Origin of the sequence: Streptomyces sp. NBC_01474 (assembly GCF_035918215.1) — a bacterium.
GTDB lineage: Bacteria > Actinomycetota > Actinomycetes > Streptomycetales > Streptomycetaceae > Streptomyces > Streptomyces aureus.
Genome location: NZ_CP109449.1, coordinates 7,702,031 through 7,720,629, shown reverse-complemented (window position 1 = coordinate 7,720,629; position 18,599 = coordinate 7,702,031). Strand labels below are relative to the sequence as shown.

Genomic DNA, 18,599 nt, shown 5'->3' with positions numbered 1-18,599 from the left:
GGCATCGTGACGGACGAGGTACGGCCCTACGGTCTATCGAGCACGGACCGTAGCCCCCCATCGCGGGGGGATCGTGAAGTCATTCAGGCTGGATCCCGCTGTGGCGGAGCGTCGCGAGAATCCGCCCACGGGTGATCACATGCCCCATGGCCGGGAGTGCGAGGCGGTGCGTGCGGAGTAAGGATTGAAGGTGAGGGCGATGGCGCCTCATGTCTGAGCGCTTGGCGACCCTCGCGTCGATCTGTGGCAGGAGGACCTCGCGATGGCTGCGACAGATGCAACCCAGCCGGCTCACCCTGAGCACCCGGGCAGGACGGATGGGGTCAGTAACGAGTTCACCGTTTTCACCAAGATCAAGCCGGGCGAGGCCGATGCGTTGCGTGAGGATCTCACCTGGCTCAGCGACGCGGCGAATGACGAGAATGTCCATGCGGCGCTGCACCAGATCGGCACGCTGCATGACGCACGGCACGTCATTTTCGACAACGACACCAGGTTCATGTTTGCCAGCGTCTTCGACGGCTCCTGGGACACCTACATCGACGACTTCGCCAAGACGGTAGTCGGGGAACGCTTCGACAAGGTCTTCTCACACAGCGAAGGGTTCCCCGGCATCAAAGATCCAGGGGTCAAGGACTGGTTCCTCGCCCACCAGGAGCCCGCGGGCGTCTTCGTCAGCGCGTATCCCGATCTGACCGTTCAGCAGATCTACAAGGACCAGCGCGTGGACGACGCGTTCCAGGCGGTGCTGGACACCGCCGAATTCCGGGCGATGCTGGATGACCCGGCCAACGCGGCGCTGGTGGGCACGCCGGCCTTTCAGAAGCTGCTGGAGGAAGCCGCGGTCTAGCAGTCGGACGCACCCGACCCTCAGAGCTAGACCAGCATCGGTGGACGGCGACGGACGCGGGTCGGCCGCTGCAGGTCTGCCCATGCAGAGGCCGATATGGAGGCACAAGCGAGCATGAACACGACGGCAAGCAGCAGCGCAGCCAGCGTGCGCGTCGAGATCGACGACGTCCAAAGCGGGGCACTGCGTCCACGGCCCGTGCCGTACGAGGGAAAGTTCGTCTTCCTGCGGGTCGATGACCGCCACGCCGGGCGCGCCCTGCTGCGGCGGCTGCTTCCGGTGACGGCGAGCGGTCTGCCTGGCGTGGACCCGAGCCAGGATGCCTGGGTGGCTGTGGCGCTCACCTACCAGGGGCTGAGGGCCCTGGGGTTGCCCCAGGAGTCGCTGGACAGCTTTCCGCGGGCGTTTCGTGAGGGCATGGCCGCTCGGGCGGAGCTGATCGGCGATGTGGGCGAGAGCGCCCCGGCCCACTGGGAGGCGCCGTTTGGAACGGGCGATGTTCATATCGCGTTGAGCGCTCTCTCCTCCGATGCGGCGCAGCTGGACAAGGAGCTGGAGCGGGCCCGCGTCGCCTACGAGGACACGCCCGGTGTCCAGGTCATCTGGCAGCAGGATGTTCACCAGCTCCCGACCGGGCGAACCACCTTCGGATTCCGCGACGGCATCAGCCATCCGAATATCGAGGGCGTCGGACTGCCCGGCTCGAACCCGCAGGAAGCCCCCATCAAGGCGGGCGAGTTCATCCTCGGCTACCCCGACGAAACCGGCAATCTGCCGCCCATGCCCAGCCCCGATGTGCTGGGGCGCAACGGGACCTACGCGGCCGTTCGCAAGGTCCACACCAACGTGGCGGCCTGGCGCCGGTACCTGAGCGCGAACAGCTCCGGTGCCGAGGAGGAGGCACTCCTGGCGGCGAAGATGGTCGGGCGCTGGCCCAGCGGGGCGCCGCTGACGCTGGCGCCGGAGCACGATGATCCGGAGCTGGCGGCCGATCCGCACCGCGTCAACAATTTTCTGTACCGGGAGAACGACGATCGCGGCTTCCGGTGCCCCGCCGGTGCGCACATCCGGCGCGTCAACCCCCGCGATTCCACCATCATCGGCGACGCACGGATGCACCGCCTCGTCCGCCGCGGCACCACCTACGGCCCACCGCTACCGGAGGGCGTCCTGGAGGACGACGGCGCCGACCGGGGCCTGGTCGGAGTCTTCCTGGGGGCCCACCTGGAACGGCAGTTCGAGTTCATCAAGGCCGAATGGGTCAACGACGGCAACTTCATCGGCTATCCCGGCGAGAAGGACCCGGTGGCCGGGCATCACAGCGGAACCGGCAGCGTCACCATCCCGGAGAGGCCGGTCCGGCGCCGTCTGCAGAATCTGCCGAGCTTCGTGGTCACCCGGGGCGGTGAGTACTGCTTCGTGCCGGGTCTGCGCGCCCTGCGCTGGCTTGCCGAACTGGAGGACTGACGGCAATTGCCGCCCCCCTGAGGTCCCACCACGGTCTCCGAGGAGAGGTCGCAGTCATGGCAACACAGTTCGTCCCCTACACGCCTGATGTCGAAGACGATGACCCGAACTTCGAACGCAACCTGCAGACGGTGATCGAGAAGACCGAGAGCTACATCGCCGATTCGGTCAAGGCCGGTGGCACCGGCCGGGCCCTCCGCGACGCCCATGCCAAGGGCTACGGGCTGGTCAGAGGGGAAGTGGAGATCCTGGACGGGCTTCCGCCCGAGTACGCCCAGGGAATCTATGCGACTCCGGGAACTCACGATGCGCTCATCCGCTTCTCCAACGGCTCGCCTCACGCGGGAGCCGACGCGCGACTGGGCGCCGCCACCGGGCTGGCGCTGAAGATCTTCGACATCCCCGGCCCGACCCTGCTGGAAGACGAACCGGACACGGGCACATTCGACTACGCCAACATCAACGGGCCCATCTTCTTCTGCAACACAATCGAGCACTACCTGTTCATCCAGGAATTGTTCCTGAACGCGCCGGCCTACTTCTCCCAGGGCCGACCCGGTGCGCGTCGCTTCTTCACCGAGTTCGTGACCGGAAAGGGAACGCTGGACCAGGACAACTGGGCGTGGGACGAGTTCCTCGCCTTCCTGCGCCTGTCAAAGACCCCTCCGGCGAACCTGCTGCTGTCGAGCTACTGGACGATGGGCGCGGTCCGGCACGGGGACTACATCGCCAAGGTACGCATCACCCCCGATCCGTCCTTCGCCGCCGCGGTGGTCCGGCGCACCCTCGACCCGGCCTCCGCGCAGGAGGTCTTCCGACCGGCCTTGAAAGCCGAGCTGCAGGAGCGGCCCTACGCCTTCGACATCCAGGTCCAACTCTGCACCGACCTGGAGCGCATGCCAGTGGAGGACACCACCGTGGAGTGGCCCGAGCAGCTCTCGCCGTCCGTCACCGTGGCCAGACTGCGGCTGCCGCAGCAGGACATCTCCGGCCCGGAAAACCTGGAGAAGATGGACTCACTGTCCTTCACGCCCTGGCGGGTCACCGCCGAACACGCACCCCTGGGCAACATCATGCGGGCCCGTAAGGAGGTCTACCGGCGATCCTCCATCGAGCGCCACAAGCTCAACCAACAGCCGCGTACAGAGCCCCGCAGCGCCGACGAGGTACTCGGCCCGGCCCAATGAAGCCGACCGATGTGACGGCACGCGCCCACCCCGGTCAGAATTCCTGCTGTACAGCACGGAAGTACAGCAACCTCGGCTGCCGGACATATCCAGCAATCACCCTGTAGGGCCTTACTGCGATCGCTATGACCGTCGCTGACTGATCCACATAGAGCAGGTGTCTTCGCCGATGCGCGGAGCGCCCTCCCGGGCCGTCCTAGGGCCGTGGAAGGGCGCTCGACGATGACCAACGTCGACAACTGCCGACAGCTCAGCGGCAGGTCAGAGCATTGATCGATCAGGCGGCCGCACGTCACGGCCGCCTGTGATCAGTTGTGGCTGTGCAGTACCTCGTTCAGGCCGCCCCACACCGCGTTGTTCGGGCGGGCCTCGACGGCGCCGGTGACCGAGTTGCGGCGGAAAAGGATGTTCGAAGCGCCGGACAGGTCACGGGCCTTGACGATCTCGCCGTCGGGCATCGTGACGCGCGTACCGGCGGTGACGTAGAGACCGGCCTCGACGACGCACTCGTCGCCCAGGGCGATGCCGACGCCCGCCTCCGCGCCGACGAGGCAGCGCTCGCCGATCGTGATGCGGACGTTGCCGCCGCCGGAGAGCGTGCCCATGGTGGAGGCGCCGCCGCCGATGTCGGAGCCGTTGCCGACGACGACACCGGCGGAGATGCGGCCCTCGACCATCGACGTGCCGAGCGTGCCGGCGTTGAAGTTGACGAAGCCCTCGTGCATGACGGTGGTGCCCTCGGCGAGGTGCGCGCCGAGGCGGACGCGGTCGGCGTCGGCGATGCGGACGCCCTTCGGCGCGACGTAGTCCGTCATGCGGGGGAACTTGTCGATGGACGTCACGGCGAGGTGCAGGCCCTCGGCGCGGGCGTTGAGGCGGACCTTCTCGACGTCGTCGACGGCGACCGGGCCGAGCGAGGTCCAGGCGACGTTGGCGAGGAGGCCGAAGACGCCGTCCAGGTTCTGCCCGTGCGGCTTGACCAGCCGGTGGGACAGCAGGTGGAGGCGCAGGTAGGCGTCGTGCGCGTCGAGCGGCTTGTCGTCGAGCGAGGCGATGACCGTGCGCACGGCGACGGTCTCCACACCGCGGCGGGCGTCGGAGCCGATGGCATTCGCGGCGCCCTCGCCGAGCAGTTCGGCGGCGCGCTCGGCGGAGAGCCGCTCGGTGCCGGCCGGCCCGGGCTCGTCCTGGAGGGACGGGGCGGGGAACCAGGTGTCGAGGACGGTGCCGTCGGCGGTGAGCGTGGCGAGGCCTGCGGCGACGGCGCCGGTGGTGCGCTGAGCGGTGGTGCTGGCGGGAGAGTCAGACATGGGTGAAACCTAACCGGAGGTGCGCCGCGGGGGCGAACCGGTACGGCCGGTGTCTCAGGTGCCGGGCGCGCCGCCTTCGCCCGGCCGGTCGGCCGCGGCACCCTCCGCCCGGCCACCCGCGGCTCCGTCGATGACCCGCGCGAGCACGTCGCGCGCGTACTCCTCCTCGTAGACGGCGTCCGTGAGCAGCACCTGGAGGCAGATTCCGTCCATCAGGGCGACCAGCGCGCGGGCCGTGACCGGGTCCGTGTGACGCGCGAGTTCTTCGGCGACGTCCTCGCCCCACTCGGCGGCGACCGGCCGCAGCGCGGGCCTGCGCAGGGCGGCGAGATACAGCTCGTACTCGAGCTCGACGCCGGTGCGCTCACCGGCGAGCCACTCGCCGAGGACCGCGGCGAGCACGGCCGCGAGCCGGGCGCGCGGCGCCTCGAAGACGGCGCTGCCGGCCAGGGCTTTCGCGAACCCCTCATTGGCCTGGCGCAGCGTGGCGACCAGCAGTTCGTCGAGGGTCTTGAAGTGGTACGTCGTCGAGCCGAGCGGCACATCGGCCGCGGCGGCGACGCTGCGGTGGCTGAGCCCGCCGATGCCCTTCTCGCCCACCACGCGGATCGCGGCGTCGATGATGCGCTGCCGCCGTTCGGGGTCGTAGCGCCGCGCCATCAGTGGGCGCCGCCCAGGTTGAGCAGCACCACGCCGCCGATGACCAGGGCGATGCCCGCGAGCCGGGCCGCGGTCATCGCCTCGCCGAGGAAGAGCATGCCTATCCCGGCGATGACGGCCGTGCCGACGCCGGCCCAGATCGCGTACGCGGTCCCGACCTGCACGGTCTTCAGTGTCTGGGCGAGCAGCGCGAACGCGATCAGATAGCCGGAGACGGTGATCAGGGAGGGCCAGAGCCTGCTGAATCCCTCGCTGTATTTCATGGCGGTGGTGGCGGCCACTTCCGCCGCGATGGCGCCGGAGAGCAGTACGTATCCCATGTGTACGAGGGTACGCAACGTTGTGTACGCGCGTACATAGTGCGGTCGGGCTATCGTGTCGCGATCACTGTGGGGGGCCACAGGGACGAACTACTCCCGGGAGTGCGGCGAGATGACGGACATGTGGGGACAGGGGCCGGGTCAGGGACCCGGATACGGACCGGGCGGCTACGGCTGGGGCGGTGCGTGGACCCCGCCGCCGCCCCCGCCGCAGCCGGGCGTCATCCCGCTCGCCCCGCTCGGCGCCGACCGGATACTCGGCGGCGCCTTCACCACGATGCGCCGCTACGCGAAGCCGCTGTTCGGCACCGTCCTCATCGTCTACGTGGTGCTCGCCGCGCTCATGGCGGGCGCGCTGGCACTCGCCTACGCGGCCGTCTCCGACGACGTGCGGGCGCTCCTGGACCGGCACACCGAGTTCGAGTGGAGCCACGCGCGGCCGGTGTTCACCGCGTTCGGCGTGGTGTGGGCCGTCGGCATGCTGACACTCACGGTCGGCACGGCGTTCATCCAGTCCGCGTGCACCGTGGTGCTGCGCGAGGCGGTGCTGGGCCGTCCCGCGCGCTTCGGGGCGGTGTGGCGGCGCGCCTGGTCCCGCACCCCTTCGGTGCTCGGCGTGGGCCTCCTGATGGGCCTGATCGCGCTGATCCCGGCGGGCCTGGCCGTGGCGCTCTTCGTGTCGATCTTCATCATGCTCATCACACAGTCGGTCGCGCCGGTCGGCATGCTGTTCCTGCTCCTGGCGGTGACCGCGCCGCTCGTGGTCTGGGTCTACACCCTGTTCCTGTTCGGTCCGGCGGCCGCCACGCTCGAGGAGGCGGGACCGATCCAGGCGCTGCGCCGCTCGGCGCGCCTGGTGCGGGGCGCCTGGTGGCGCACGTTCGGCATCTCGCTGCTGGCCGGCGCGATCATGATGGTGGTGTCGCTCGCGGTGCGGGTGCCGCTCCAGGTCGCGATGCCCGACGCGACTCCGCAGGCGTACCAGCCGGGTCAGAGCGCGTCCGACGTGTTCGAGGCGATGCTGCCGAAGCTGGGCTTCGTCATGGCCCTGTCCATGATTTGCAACCTGCTTGTACAGCTGGTGAGTTCGGTGTTCCTGCCACTGGTCACCGCGCTGCTCTACATCGACCAGCGCATCCGCAGGGAGGGTCTCGCCCACACGCTGGAGCTCGCGTCCCGGTCGGACGCCTAGCCTCGGGCGGCTGAGGACCCTTGTCCTCGGGGTAGGGCGAGCACGGCCCACGTGCCGTCCTCGCCCTGCCCACGGACTAGTTGGTGACGCCGAACCAGGCGGCCCTGGACTTCTTCCACTCCGGGTGCGTGAGGTCCTTGGCCTCGGTGCCGTCGCCGTAGAGGTCGGCGGAGCCGTTGTCGGTCAGGAGCTGCGCGCGGGCGCCGGACTGGCTCAGGTCGGGCACGCTCACCACGGCCTCCCAGCCGCCGGGGTCGCTGGTCGGCAGGTCCATCCGCTTGACCGGAGCGTGTCCGGCCACGCCGTCCCACTGGTACAGGGCGTACGGGTCGGAGTTGTCGTCGGCGGCCCAGCTGCCGGCCACGATCAGGTACTGGTTCGCGGCGTTCTTGCGGATGTCGCGCACGGAGAGCCCGCCCAGGTCCAGCTCGATGGGCGTCCCGAACACGGGCTTCGTGCCGCTCGCCACGACCTTGTCGAAGTTGGTGACGGGCACGATGAGCGCCCGGCCCCCGTCCTTCGGCGGCACGAGCGGCGCGCGGAACCCGATGTACGCGGTACTGGTCGACCCGGGCGCGAATTCGAGGCCCTCGACGTTGAACCCGTCGACCTGCTTGGGCACCTGCCCGTCCTCGGTGCCGGCGGCGAACCCGTAGCGGTCCCCGTTCGCCTCGTCCCAGGCGACCAGGTCGTCCCGCAGCTTCTTGTACGCCTTGCCGTACGACAGCTGCGTCGAGGCCCCGCTGCCGCTCACGGTGGTCGTGAAGACCGTGTTCCGGGGCGACTTGTACTCGCCGTCCTTGTTGTTGCCGAGGGAGCCGATCCAGTAGACGGTGTCGCCGACGCGCGTGGCGCCCTCGATGTCGACCTCCTTGGACACCCCGAGCTGCCCGCTGAAGTCCCAGGTCTTCACGGGCGCGCCGGAGACCGAACCGTTGTACAGGCGCAGGACGTTGGACTCGTCGTCGGCGACCAGGACGTAGCCGCCGCCCGCGTCGACGGCTGCGGACGCGTCACTGGAACCGGTGAGATAGCGGGTGTCGGGGCCCTGTTGCACGGCGGCCGAGGCGGCGTAGTGGAGCGTCTTGGTGGCGGTCTTGCCGTCCACGCCGGTCACCTTGAGGGTGAGGTCGGTGTAGCCCCGGCCCTGCGCGGCGACGGACACCTGCCGGGTGGCCCCCGACCCGGTGACGGTGACGTTCCCCGTCCCGGCGACGGACGACTTGGTGCTCGCGGACGCGGCCACGGTCAGCGCCGACGCGTCGGCACCGCTCTGGCCGACGGTCACGGTCACGACCGGGTCGCCCGTGGCGCCGACCGCCCCTGAGACGTACTCGGCGGAGAGCGCGATCGTCGGAGTCCCGTAACTCGCGGCGCCCGCCGGACTGTTGAGGCCCGCGAGGGCCAGCGTGAGCACTCCGCCCGTGACGGCGACGGCTCTGCGGCGGAACGGGGAAAGGGAGTGCTGCATGAGGGCCTCTCATCGGGGCGGGTGTCGAGGAGAACCTTCGGCCACCCGGGCCAACTACGGGCGTACGCCCCGCGTCCTGGGGGCGAACAGCACACAGCACGGCCCCCCGTGCCGGGAGCACAGGGGGCCGTACAGGTATGGCAGACCGGGGAGGACCGATCAGACGTTGAAGCCGAGCGCGCGCAGCTGCTCGCGGCCCTCGTCGGTGATCTTGTCCGGGCCCCACGGCGGCATCCAGACCCAGTTGATCCGGAGCTCGTTCACGATGCCGTCGGTGGCCGACTTCGCCTGGTCCTCGATGACGTCGGTCAGCGGGCAGGCCGCGGACGTCAGCGTCATGTCGATCGTGGCGATGTTCGCGTCGTCGATGTGGATGCCGTAAATCAGGCCGAGGTTGACGACGTCGATGCCCAGCTCCGGGTCGACGACGTCGTAGAGGGCCTCGCGGACCTCTTCCTCGGACGCCGGCTTGGTGGTCACAGTCTCGCTCATGCCGTCTTCCTCTCCGCGCCGTCCAGCGCCTGGGCCGTCGCGTCCTTCCACGCCATCCAGCTCAGGAGGGCGCACTTCACACGGGCCGGGTACTTGGAGACACCGGCGAACGCGACCGCGTCCTCCAGCACCTCCTCCATCGCGTCGTCGGGCTCGATCCTGCCCCGCGACTGCATCAGCTCCAGGAAGGTCTCCTGGATCTTCTGTGCCTCGGCCAGGTCCTTGCCGACGAGCAGCTCGTTCAGAACAGAGGCCGAAGCCTGGCTGATCGAGCAGCCCTGGCCCTCGTACGAGACGTCACTGATCGTCGAGCCGTCGTACTTCACGCGCAGCGTGATCTCGTCGCCGCACGTCGGATTGACGTGGTGCACCTCGGCGTCGCCATCGCGCAGACCGCGCCCGTGCGGGTGCTTGTAGTGGTCCAGGATGACGTCCTGGTACATCGAATCCAGCTTCACGTTCCCAGCCAGCCCCTCAGCCGAAGAAGTTCCGTACGTGCTCCAGGCCGTCGATCAGCGCGTCGATCTCGCCGGGCGTGGAGTACAGATAGAACGACGCTCGCGTGGTCGCAGGAATTCCGTAGCGCAGGCAGACGGGGCGGGCGCAGTGGTGACCCACACGGACCGCGATGCCTTCCTCGTCCAGGACCTGGCCCACGTCGTGCGGGTGGATGTCACCGAGCGTGAACGAGATCGCGGCGCCGCGGTCCTCGGCCGTGGTGGGACCGATGATCCGCAGGTCCGGGACCTCGAGCAGCCGCTTCACCGCGTACTCGGTGATCGCGTGCTCATGCTGGGCGATCTTGTCCATGCCGATCGAGGTCAGATAGTCCACGGCCGCGCCGAGGCCGACGGCCTGGGCGATCGGGGGCGTACCCGCCTCGAACTTGTGCGGCGCCGGCGCGTACGTCGACGAGTGCATGGAGACGGTCTCGATCATCTCGCCACCGCCCAGGAAGGGCGGCAGGTCCTCGAGGAGCTCCTGGCGTCCCCACAGGACGCCGATGCCCGTCGGGCCGCACATCTTGTGGCCGGTGAAGGCCACGAAGTCGGCCTGCAGCGCCTGCACGTCGAGCACCATGTGCGGCGCGGCCTGGGACGCGTCGATGAGGACGAGGGCGCCGACCTCCTGGGCGCGGCGCACTATGGCCTCGACCGGGTTGAGGGTGCCCAGGATGTTCGAGACGAGGACGAACGAGACGATCTTCGTCTTCTCGGTGATGATCTCGTCGATGTTGGAGAGGTCGAGGCGGCCGTCGTCGGTCAGCCCGAACCACCGCAGCTTCGCGCCGGTGCGCTGCGAGAGCAGCTGCCACGGCACGATGTTGGAGTGGTGCTCCATCTCCGTGATGACGATCTCGGTCTCGTGGTCCACGCGGTAGGGCTCGTCGGCCCAGCCCAGCATGTTCGCCACGAGGTTGAGCGACTCGGAGGCGTTCTTGGTGAAGATGACCTCGTCGCGGCTCGGCGCGTTGATGAAGGCCGCGACCTTGTCACGCGCACCTTCGTACAGCGCCGTGGCCTCCTCGGCGAGCACGTGCACGCCCCGGTGGACGTTGGCGTTGTGCTGTTCGTAGTACTCACTGAGCGTGTCGATGACCTGGCGCGGCGTCTGCGAGGTCGCCGCGTTGTCCAGGTACACGAGCTTCTTGCCGTCGTGAAGTACCCGGTCGAGGATCGGGAAGTCCTTGCGGATCGCCTCGGTGTCGAGGAGGCCCGGCAGCTGTGTCACGCGGATGCGCCGCCCTTCGTGTATGCCTCGTAGCCCTCGGCCTCGAGCTTGTCGGCGAGCTCGGGGCCGCCGGACTCGACGATCCTGCCCTGCGAGAAGACGTGGACGAAGTCCGGCTTGATGTAGCGCAGGATGCGCGTGTAGTGCGTGATCAGCAGGGTGCCGACCTCGCCGGTCTCGCGGACGCGGTTGACGCCCTCGGAGACCTGGCGCAGCGCGTCGACGTCGAGGCCGGAGTCGGTCTCGTCGAGGATCGCGATCTTCGGCTTGAGGAGCTCCATCTGGAGGATCTCGTGGCGCTTCTTCTCACCGCCGGAGAAGCCCTCGTTCACGTTGCGCTCGGCGAAGGCAGGGTCCATCTGGAGCTGCTCCATCGCGGTCTTGACCTCCTTGACCCACGTGCGCAGCTTGGGGGCCTCGCCGCGGATCGCGGTGGCCGAGGTGCGCAGGAAGTTGGAGACCGAGACGCCGGGGACCTCGACCGGGTACTGCATGGCGAGGAACATGCCGGCGCGGGCGCGCTCGTCGACGGACATCTCGAGGACGTCCTCGCCGTCGAGGGTGACGGTGCCCTGGGTGATCGTGTACTTGGGGTGACCCGCGATGGAGTAGGCGAGGGTCGACTTGCCGGAGCCGTTCGGGCCCATGATGGCGTGCGTCTCGCCCTGCTTCACGGTCAGGTCGACGCCCTTGAGGATCTCCTTGGTGGAGTTGTCGGCCTCGACGGTGACGTGCAGGTCCTTGATTTCAAGCGTTGCCATGGGTGCCTCAGGACTCCTGGAAGAGGGAGACGAGCACGTCGTCCCCTTCGATCTTTACGGGGTAAACGGGGACGGGGCGCGTCGCGGGAAGGCCGGACGGCTTGCCGGTGCGGAGGTCGAACGCGGAGCCGTGCAGCCAGCACTCGATCTGGCAGTCCTCCACCTCGCCCTCGGAGAGCGACACGTTCGCGTGCGAGCAGATGTCGTTGATCGCGAACACCTCGCCCTCGGTGTAGACGACCGAGACCGGCGTGCCGTCGAGTTCCACCCGCTTCGGGGTGTCCTCCTCCAGCTCGCTCAATCCGCAGGCCCGAGTGAACCGGGCACGGTCGAAGGCCATCAGACGGAAGCCTCCAGCTCGGCCTCGATCTTGGCGAGCAGGCGCTCCTGGACGTCCGGCAGACCGATCTGCTGGACGAGCTCGGCGAAGAAGCCCCGGACGACGAGACGACGGGCGTCGTCGGCCGGGATACCGCGCGAACGCAGGTAGAAGAGCTGCTCGTCGTCGAAGCGGCCGGTCGCCGAGGCGTGACCGGCGCCGACGATCTCGCCGGTCTCGATCTCCAGGTTCGGGACCGAGTCCACGCGGGCGCCGTCGGTCAGAACCAGGTTGCGGTTCATCTCGTACGTGTCGGTGCCCTCGGCGGTGGCCTCGATGAGGACGTCACCGATCCAGACCGCGTGGGCGTCCTGGCCCTGGAGCGCGCCCTTGTAGACGACGTTCGACTTGCAGTGCGCGGCGTCGTGGTCGACGAGGAGGCGGTGCTCCTGGTGCTGGCCCCGGTCGGTGAAGTACAGGCCGAGGAGCTCGGCCTCGCCGCCGGTGCCCGCGTAGTTGACGCGCGGGTGCAGGCGGACGAGGTCACCGCCGAAGGTGACGACGACGGACTTGAAAGAGGCGTCGCGGCCGACGAGCGCGTTGTGCTGCGCGACGTGGACGGCCTTCTCGTCCCAGTCCTGGACGGAGACGACGGTCAGCTTGGCGCCGTCGCCCAGGATGTAGTCGACGTTGGCTGCGAGCACCGCGTCACCGGTGTGGTCGATGACCACGACGGCCTCGGCGAACGCGCCGAGCTCGATGACCTGGTGCGCGAAGGCGGTGCCGCCCTCGCCGTGCACGGCGATGCGGATGGGCTCGGTGAGCACCGTCTCCTTGGGGACGGACACGACCGAGGCCTTCTCGAAGGACGAGAACGCCTGGGCGGCGACCCGGTCCACCGGCTTGCCGGCCTTGCCGACGCGGGCGTCGTCGCGCCCGACGGTCTCCTGGGTGACGCCCGCGGGGGCGGTCACCTCGACGCGCAGGCCGCCCTGGGCGACCGCCGTCCCGTCGTGCAGGCCGCGCAGCCGCTCGAGCGGCGTGAACCGCCACTCCTCCTCACGGCCGTGCGGGACGGGGAAGTCCGCGACGTCGAAGGACGGGGGCGCGCTCATGCGCGTGGCGACGGTCGACTCTGCGGCCACCGCGATCGAGCCGGCGGTCGTGGACCCCGCCGCCGGGATGTTCTGAGCCTCAGCCATGGCTGTCGTAGTGCTCTCTTTCTCAGTTCAAGACGTGTGCTGACGGACGGGCTTGCGGCGTTAGCCGACGGCGCCTTCCATCTGCAGCTCGATCAGCCGGTTGAGCTCGAGGGCGTACTCCATCGGCAGCTCCTTCGCGATCGGCTCGACGAAGCCGCGCACGATCATCGCCATCGCCTCGAACTCCGTCATACCGCGGCTCATCAGGTAGAAGAGCTGGTCGTCGGAGACCTTGGAGACCGTCGCCTCGTGGCCCATGGACACGTCGTCCTCGCGGACGTCGACGTACGGGTACGTGTCGGAGCGGGAGATCGTGTCGACGAGCAGCGCGTCGCACAGCACGTTCGACTTGGAGCCGGCGGCACCCTCACCGATCTCGACCAGACCGCGGTACGAGGTACGGCCGCCGCCACGGGCCACCGACTTCGACACGATGTTGGAGGAGGTGTTGGGCGCCATGTGGACCATCTTGGACCCGGCGTCCTGGTGCTGCCCCTCGCCCGCGAAGGCGATGGACAGGGTCTCGCCCTTGGCGTGCTCGCCCATCAGGTAGACGGCCGGGTACTTCATGGTGACCTTGGAGCCGATGTTGCCGTCGATCCACTCCATGGTCGCGCCCTCGTACGCCACGGCGCGCTTGGTGACCAGGTTGTAGACGTTGTTCGACCAGTTCTGGATGGTCGTGTAACGGCAGCGGGCGCCCTTCTTCACGATGATCTCGACCACCGCGGAGTGCAGGGAGTCCGACTGGTAGATCGGCGCCGTACAGCCCTCGACGTAGTGGACGTAGGCGTCCTCGTCGACGATGATCAGCGTCCGCTCGAACTGGCCCATGTTCTCCGTGTTGATACGGAAGTAGGCCTGGAGCGGGATCTCGACGTGCACGCCCTTGGGGACGTAGATGAAGGATCCGCCGGACCACACGGCCGTGTTCAGCGACGCGAACTTGTTGTCGCCGACCGGGATGACCGTGCCGAAGTACTCCTTGAAGAGCTCCGGGTGCTCCTTCAGGGCCGTGTCGGTGTCCAGGAAGATGACACCCTGCTCCTCCAGGTCCTCACGGATCTGGTGGTAGACGACCTCGGACTCGTACTGGGCCGCGACACCGGCGACGAGGCGCTGCTTCTCCGCCTCGGGGATGCCGAGCTTGTCGTACGTGTTCTTGATGTCCTCGGGCAGGTCCTCCCAGGACTGGGCCTGCTTCTCGGTGGACCGCACGAAGTACTTGATGTTGTCGAAGTCGATGCCCGACAGGTCCGAGCCCCAGTTCGGCATGGGCTTCTTGCCGAAGAGGCGCAGGCCCTTGAGGCGCAGCTTGGTCATCCACTCCGGCTCGGACTTCTTGGCCGAGATGTCGCGGACGACGTCCTCGTTGATGCCGCGCTTGGCAGAGGCACCGGCGGCGTCGGAGTCGGCCCAGCCGTATTCGTACTTGCCCAGACCCTCGAGCTCGGGGTGGGCAGTCTCCTCGATGGGGAGCGTCATGCGGGGTTCCTCCCGGCGGTGCTTGCAGATGCGTTTGTGTCGTTTTTTGGGGCGGTGGTCTTGGGTGCGATCTTCGGAATGAAGGTCGTACACACCCCGTCGCCGTGAGCGATGGTGGCCAGCCGCTGCACATGTGTGCCGAGGAGCTGGGAGAAGATCTCGGTCTCCGCCTCGCACAGCTGCGGGAACTGCTCGGCGACGTGTGCGACCGGGCAGTGGTGCTGACACAGCTGCTCGCCGACCGGTGCGCTTCGCGCCGTAGCAGCGTACCCGTCGGCGCTCAGGGCCTTGGCGAGGGCTTCCGTACGCTCCTCGGGGTCGGCGGACTCGACGGCCGTCCGGTACGCCCCGGCCTGCTCGGCGATCCTGGCGCGGGCGAAGGCGATGACGGCTTCCTCCCCGCCCTCGCGCTGCGCGATCCAGCGCAGGGCGTCGGCGGCCAGCTTGTCGTACGACTGGTCGAAGGCGTCCCGGCCGCAGTCCGTCAGGGCGAACACCTTGGCGGGACGGCCGCGCGTACGGGCTCCGTAGATCTTCTGTTCACGTGCTTCGACGACCTCGTCGGCGGCCAGCGCGTCCAGGTGGCGGCGAACGGCGGCCTGGGTGAGACCGAGGCGTCCGGCCAGATCGGCGACGGTGGACGGGCCGTGGTCCAGGATGGAGCGGGCGACCCGGTTGCGCGTCGAGCGCTCACCGGTCGCGATCTCCTCCTGCGGGGCTCCCAAGGGAGCCTCCCGAGCCTCGCCAACGTATTTCACAACGCCATTGTTGCGTAATTCCTCAAGGCCTGACAAGCGGGGTCCGGAACGATCTCCGGTGCGCTGCATCACTTAGGCATACCTAAGATGACCTGCGGAAACGATCTCTGATCGATCAATCCGGGGGCTCCGCCGCGCTCCTGCGGGGGGACTGCGAGTCATGCCCGCACCCCCTCCCACCGGCCCACTTGTCACACGAAGCACCCTCATCGCCGACCTGCGCGCACCCGGCGTCCGGCCCGGCGGGACCCTCCTCCCGCACTCCTCCCTCAGCGCGCTCGGCGGGGTCTGCGGAGGCGCCGTTTTCGTGGTGCAGGGACTGCTCCACACGCTCCGTCCGGACGGGAAACTCACCGTCCCCACGCACACCGGCGGCAATTCCGACCCCGCCCAGACACTCGGCGCGGCGCTCGAACGCGACGGCGGGGTCGTACTAGGCCGGGTGGGCGCGGCCGACGCCCTGCTCTTCCCGGTGGCCGACGCGGTCGCGTACGCCCAGGGGTGGCCGGCGAGGCACCGGTCCTGAACACCATGGGCCCCGCCCGCCGGGGACGCGCGGCGCGTCCCTAGACTTGGCGCTCATGCGAAGCGAGCCCGTCGTCCGGATCCAGAGTCTGGTCAAGCGGTACGGAACCAAGACCGCGGTCGACGGCCTCGATCTGGAGGCCTCGGCCGGCATCACCGCCGTCCTCGGCCCCAACGGCGCCGGAAAGACCACCACGATCGAGACATGCGAGGGCTACCGCCGGCCCGACGCGGGAACGGTCCGGGTCCTCGGCCTCGACCCCGTCGCCCAGTCCGGCGAGCTGCGCCCCCGCCTCGGCGTGATGCTGCAGTCCGGCGGCGTCTACTCCGGCGCCCGCGCGGACGAGATGCTGCGCCATGTGGCGAAGCTCCACGCGCGCCCCCTGGACGTGGACGCCCTCATCGAGCGCCTCGGCCTCGGCAGCTGCGGCCGCACCACCTACCGCAGGCTCTCCGGCGGTCAGCAGCAGCGCCTCGCGCTCGCCATGGCCGTCGTCGGCCGCCCCGAGCTCGTCTTCCTGGACGAGCCGACCGCCGGCCTCGACCCGCAGGCACGCCGCGCGACCTGGGACCTCGTACGGGATCTGCGGTCCGACGGCGTCTCCGTCATCCTCACCACGCACCACATGGACGAGGCGGAGGAACTCTCCGACGACGTCGCGATCATCGACGCGGGCCGGGTCATCGCGCAGGGCTCCCCGGAACAGCTGTGCCGCGGCGGCGCGGAGAACACGCTCCGCTTCATCGGCCGCCCCGGCCTCGACGTGGCCTCCCTCCTCAAGGCCCTGCCCGCCGACTCCGCCGCGGCCGAGCTCACCCCGGGCTCGTACCGGGTGAGCGGCAAGATCGACCCGCAGCTCCTGGCGACGGTCACCTCCTGGTGCGCCCAGCACGGTGTGATGCCGGACCGGATCTCCGTCGAGCGCCACACCCTCGAAGACGTATTCCTGGAACTGACCGGACGGGAGCTGCGCGGATGAGCACGGCCCAGCAAGGAACCACGCGGATGAGCGCCGGCACGTACGCACCGAGCCCGGGGGCCGCCCCGCTCTCCCGCATGATCGCGGCGCAGGCGGCACTCGAGACGAAGATGCTGCTGCGCAACGGTGAGCAGCTGCTGCTGACCGTCATCATCCCCACCCTGCTGCTCGTCCTGTTCAGCGCGGTCGACATCGTCGACACGGGCGACGGGAAGGCCGTGGACTTCCTGGCCCCGGGCATCCTCGCGCTCGCCGTGATGTCGACCGCGTTCACCGGCCAGGCCATCGCGACGGGCTTCGAGCGCCGTTACGGCGTGCTCAAGCTGCTCGCGTCCTCGCCGCTGCCGCGCTGGGCCCTGATGACCGCGAAGACGCTGTCCGTGCTGGTCACCGAGGTCCTCCAGGTGGTCCTCGTGACGGTGATCGCCTTCGCGCTCGGCTGGTCCCCGCACGGCAACCCGCTCGCGGTACTGCTCCTGCTCGTCCTCGGCACGGCCGCGTTCTCCGGGCTCGGTCTGCTGATGGCGGGCACGCTGAAGGCGGAGGCGACACTGGCCGCCGCGAACCTGGTGTTCCTGCTCCTGCTCGTCGGCGGCGGCGTCATCGTGCCGCTCGACAAGTTCCCGGACGCGGCCCAGTCCGTCCTCGGCCTGCTGCCCATCTCGGCGCTCTCCGACGGGCTGCGGGACGTCCTCCAGCACGGCGCGTCCATGCCGTGGGGCGACCTCGGGATCCTCGCCGTCTGGGCGGTCGTCGGCCTGGGCGCCGCGGGGCGCTTCTTCCGCTGGGAGTAGGCGCCCGCGCGGCGCGGCGTGCGCGGCGTCACAATCGTCCCGGATCGGCCCCCTCGTGAAGGCATGCACAAGCGGCGTCCTACGATGGGCTCCGTGCCAAACGTGACCCCGGCCGACGCCGCCCAAGCCGTGCGCAACCCGCTCGCCTTCATCGCCGAACGCTGGACCCCCGCTCAGCGGACGGTCCGGCGCGCCGCGCTCTCCGCCGTCGTCATGACGGTGGTCATCGTGGTCACCGGCGGCGCGGTGCGCCTGACCGGCTCGGGCCTCGGCTGCCCGACGTGGCCCAAGTGCACCGACCAGTCCCTCACCGCGACGAGCGAGATGGGCTTCCACGGAGCCATCGAGTTCGGCAACCGCATGCTGACGTACGTCCTGTGCGCCGCGGTCGGCTGGGCGATCATCGCCGCCCGTTCGCAGAAGCCGTGGCGGCGCGGCCTGACCCGGCTCGGCTGGACCCAGTTCTGGCTCGTCATGGGCAACGCCGTCCTCGGCGGCATCGTCGTCCTCGTCGGCCTCAACCCATACACGGTCTCGGCCCACTTCCTGCTGTCCACCGCGCTGATCGCGGTCGCCACGGTGATGTGGCAGCGCACCCGTGAGGGTGACGCCGAGCCGCGTCCTCTCGTCGGCACGGCGGTACGGCAGCTCGTCTGGATCCTGACGGCGGCCACGGTGGCGCTGATCATGGTCGGCACGGTGGTGACGGGCTCGGGCCCGCACGCCGGCGACTCCAGCGACGTGTCGCGCATGCCGCTCGACTGGGAGACCATCAGCAAGGCGCACGCGGTCCTGGCCTGGATCGTGGTGACGCTGACGTTCGCCCTGTGGTTCGTCCTCAAGGCGGTCGACGCCCCCAAGGGCCCCCTGCACCGCACCCGCGACCTGTTCCTCGTGCTGCTCGCGCAGGGCGTCATCGGCTACGTCCAGTACTTCACCGACCTGCCCGAGGTCCTCGTCGGCCTGCACATGCTGGGCTCTGCCCTGGTGTGGATCGCGGTCCTGCGGGTCCTGCTGTCGCTGCGGGAGCGCCCGCTGGGCACGGCGGAGGTCCCGGCCCAGGCGGACCCGGCCCTCTCCAGCGTCTGAACCGAA

19 protein-coding genes and 1 pseudogene are annotated in these 18,599 nt (G+C 69.2%); 8 read left to right on the top strand and 12 right to left on the bottom strand.

Annotated elements, in window-relative coordinates:
- The first annotated feature begins 262 nt into the window (after positions 1–262).
- From OG758_RS35180 to OG758_RS35170, 3 genes are all read left to right on the top strand, one after another.
- The gene (locus OG758_RS35180; protein ID WP_326713598.1) at positions 263–850 is read left to right on the top strand and encodes a hypothetical protein; all 588 of its coding nucleotides are present in this window, start codon (positions 263–265) and stop codon (positions 848–850) included.
- 114 nt (positions 851–964) lie between these two features.
- A complete protein-coding gene (locus OG758_RS35175) occupies positions 965–2,317 on the top strand; it encodes a Dyp-type peroxidase (protein WP_326713597.1) in 1,353 nt (450 codons plus the stop codon).
- A gap of 56 nt (positions 2,318–2,373) precedes the next feature.
- Positions 2,374–3,504: a catalase family protein gene (locus OG758_RS35170; RefSeq protein WP_326713596.1), complete on the top strand. Its 1,131-nt coding sequence runs from the start codon at positions 2,374–2,376 to the stop codon at positions 3,502–3,504.
- Between the two features lie 308 nt (positions 3,505–3,812).
- Here OG758_RS35170 and dapD read toward each other — a convergent pair whose 3' ends face one another.
- Genes dapD through OG758_RS35155 form a run of 3 tightly spaced genes read right to left on the bottom strand, consistent with a single transcriptional unit; the run spans position 3,813 to position 5,794 of the window.
- Positions 3,813–4,814, bottom strand: a complete 1,002-nt coding sequence (gene dapD / locus OG758_RS35165) for a 2,3,4,5-tetrahydropyridine-2,6-dicarboxylate N-succinyltransferase (RefSeq protein WP_326713595.1) — start codon at positions 4,812–4,814, stop codon at positions 3,813–3,815.
- A 54-nt stretch (positions 4,815–4,868) separates the two neighbouring features.
- Entirely contained in the window at positions 4,869–5,474 is a 606-nt protein-coding gene (locus OG758_RS35160) for a TetR/AcrR family transcriptional regulator (protein WP_326713594.1), read from the bottom strand.
- Positions 5,474–5,794, bottom strand: coding sequence for a DMT family transporter (locus OG758_RS35155; RefSeq protein ID WP_116502752.1), 321 nt, complete (start codon positions 5,792–5,794; stop codon positions 5,474–5,476). Before OG758_RS35155 ends, OG758_RS35160 begins: the two co-directional genes overlap by 1 nt.
- Before the next feature lie 112 nt (positions 5,795–5,906).
- On the opposite strand from OG758_RS35155, the gene OG758_RS35150 reads away from it, so the two are divergent.
- Positions 5,907–6,986, top strand: coding sequence for a DUF7847 domain-containing protein (locus OG758_RS35150; protein WP_326713593.1), 1,080 nt, complete (start codon positions 5,907–5,909; stop codon positions 6,984–6,986).
- Positions 6,987–7,062: 76 nt separating this feature from the next.
- On the opposite strand, the gene OG758_RS35145 is transcribed toward OG758_RS35150, so the two are convergent.
- The 9 genes from OG758_RS35145 to OG758_RS35105 form a co-directional block, all read right to left on the bottom strand.
- Entirely contained in the window at positions 7,063–8,457 is a 1,395-nt protein-coding gene (locus tag OG758_RS35145) for a hypothetical protein (RefSeq protein WP_326713592.1), read from the bottom strand.
- Between the two features lie 159 nt (positions 8,458–8,616).
- On the bottom strand, positions 8,617–8,949 hold the full coding sequence (locus OG758_RS35140) for a metal-sulfur cluster assembly factor (RefSeq protein WP_100592412.1): 333 nt from the start codon (positions 8,947–8,949) through the stop codon (positions 8,617–8,619).
- Positions 8,946–9,407 carry a Fe-S cluster assembly sulfur transfer protein SufU gene (gene sufU / locus OG758_RS35135; RefSeq protein WP_100592411.1) on the bottom strand — a complete coding sequence of 154 codons (462 nt, stop codon included), beginning with the start codon at positions 9,405–9,407 and terminating at the stop codon, positions 8,946–8,948. The genes OG758_RS35140 and sufU overlap by 4 nt, the downstream gene beginning before the upstream one ends.
- Positions 9,408–9,423: 16 nt before the next feature.
- Entirely contained in the window at positions 9,424–10,680 is a 1,257-nt protein-coding gene (locus tag OG758_RS35130; RefSeq protein WP_100592410.1) for a cysteine desulfurase, read from the bottom strand.
- Entirely contained in the window at positions 10,677–11,441 is a 765-nt protein-coding gene (sufC, locus tag OG758_RS35125; protein ID WP_100592409.1) for a Fe-S cluster assembly ATPase SufC, read from the bottom strand. Before sufC ends, OG758_RS35130 begins: the two co-directional genes overlap by 4 nt.
- A gap of 7 nt (positions 11,442–11,448) precedes the next feature.
- Positions 11,449–11,781 carry a non-heme iron oxygenase ferredoxin subunit gene (locus OG758_RS35120; RefSeq protein WP_326713591.1) on the bottom strand — a complete coding sequence of 111 codons (333 nt, stop codon included), beginning with the start codon at positions 11,779–11,781 and terminating at the stop codon, positions 11,449–11,451.
- On the bottom strand, positions 11,781–12,962 hold the full coding sequence (gene sufD / locus OG758_RS35115) for a Fe-S cluster assembly protein SufD (protein ID WP_326713590.1): 1,182 nt from the start codon (positions 12,960–12,962) through the stop codon (positions 11,781–11,783). The genes OG758_RS35120 and sufD overlap by 1 nt, the downstream gene beginning before the upstream one ends.
- Positions 12,963–13,022: 60 nt before the next feature.
- Positions 13,023–14,447 carry a Fe-S cluster assembly protein SufB gene (gene sufB, locus OG758_RS35110; protein WP_266565605.1) on the bottom strand — a complete coding sequence of 475 codons (1,425 nt, stop codon included), beginning with the start codon at positions 14,445–14,447 and terminating at the stop codon, positions 13,023–13,025.
- A complete protein-coding gene (locus tag OG758_RS35105; protein ID WP_326713589.1) occupies positions 14,444–15,205 on the bottom strand; it encodes a helix-turn-helix transcriptional regulator in 762 nt (253 codons plus the stop codon). Before OG758_RS35105 ends, sufB begins: the two co-directional genes overlap by 4 nt.
- A 160-nt stretch (positions 15,206–15,365) precedes the next feature.
- Between OG758_RS35105 and OG758_RS35100 the strand changes: the two are divergent.
- From OG758_RS35100 to OG758_RS35085, 4 genes and pseudogenes are all read left to right on the top strand, one after another.
- Positions 15,366–15,596 (top strand): annotated as a pseudogene (locus OG758_RS35100) (AAC(3) family N-acetyltransferase); the annotation flags it as partial.
- 190 nt (positions 15,597–15,786) lie between these two features.
- Positions 15,787–16,710, top strand: a complete 924-nt coding sequence (locus OG758_RS35095) for an ABC transporter ATP-binding protein (protein WP_326713588.1) — start codon at positions 15,787–15,789, stop codon at positions 16,708–16,710.
- Positions 16,711–16,736: 26 nt separating this feature from the next.
- Positions 16,737–17,504 (top strand): ABC transporter permease, encoded by a 768-nt coding sequence (locus OG758_RS35090; RefSeq protein ID WP_326713587.1) that lies wholly within the window; start codon positions 16,737–16,739, stop codon positions 17,502–17,504.
- Between the two features lie 84 nt (positions 17,505–17,588).
- Positions 17,589–18,593, top strand: coding sequence for a COX15/CtaA family protein (locus tag OG758_RS35085; RefSeq protein ID WP_326713586.1), 1,005 nt, complete (start codon positions 17,589–17,591; stop codon positions 18,591–18,593).
- Positions 18,594–18,599: the final 6 nt, after the last annotated feature.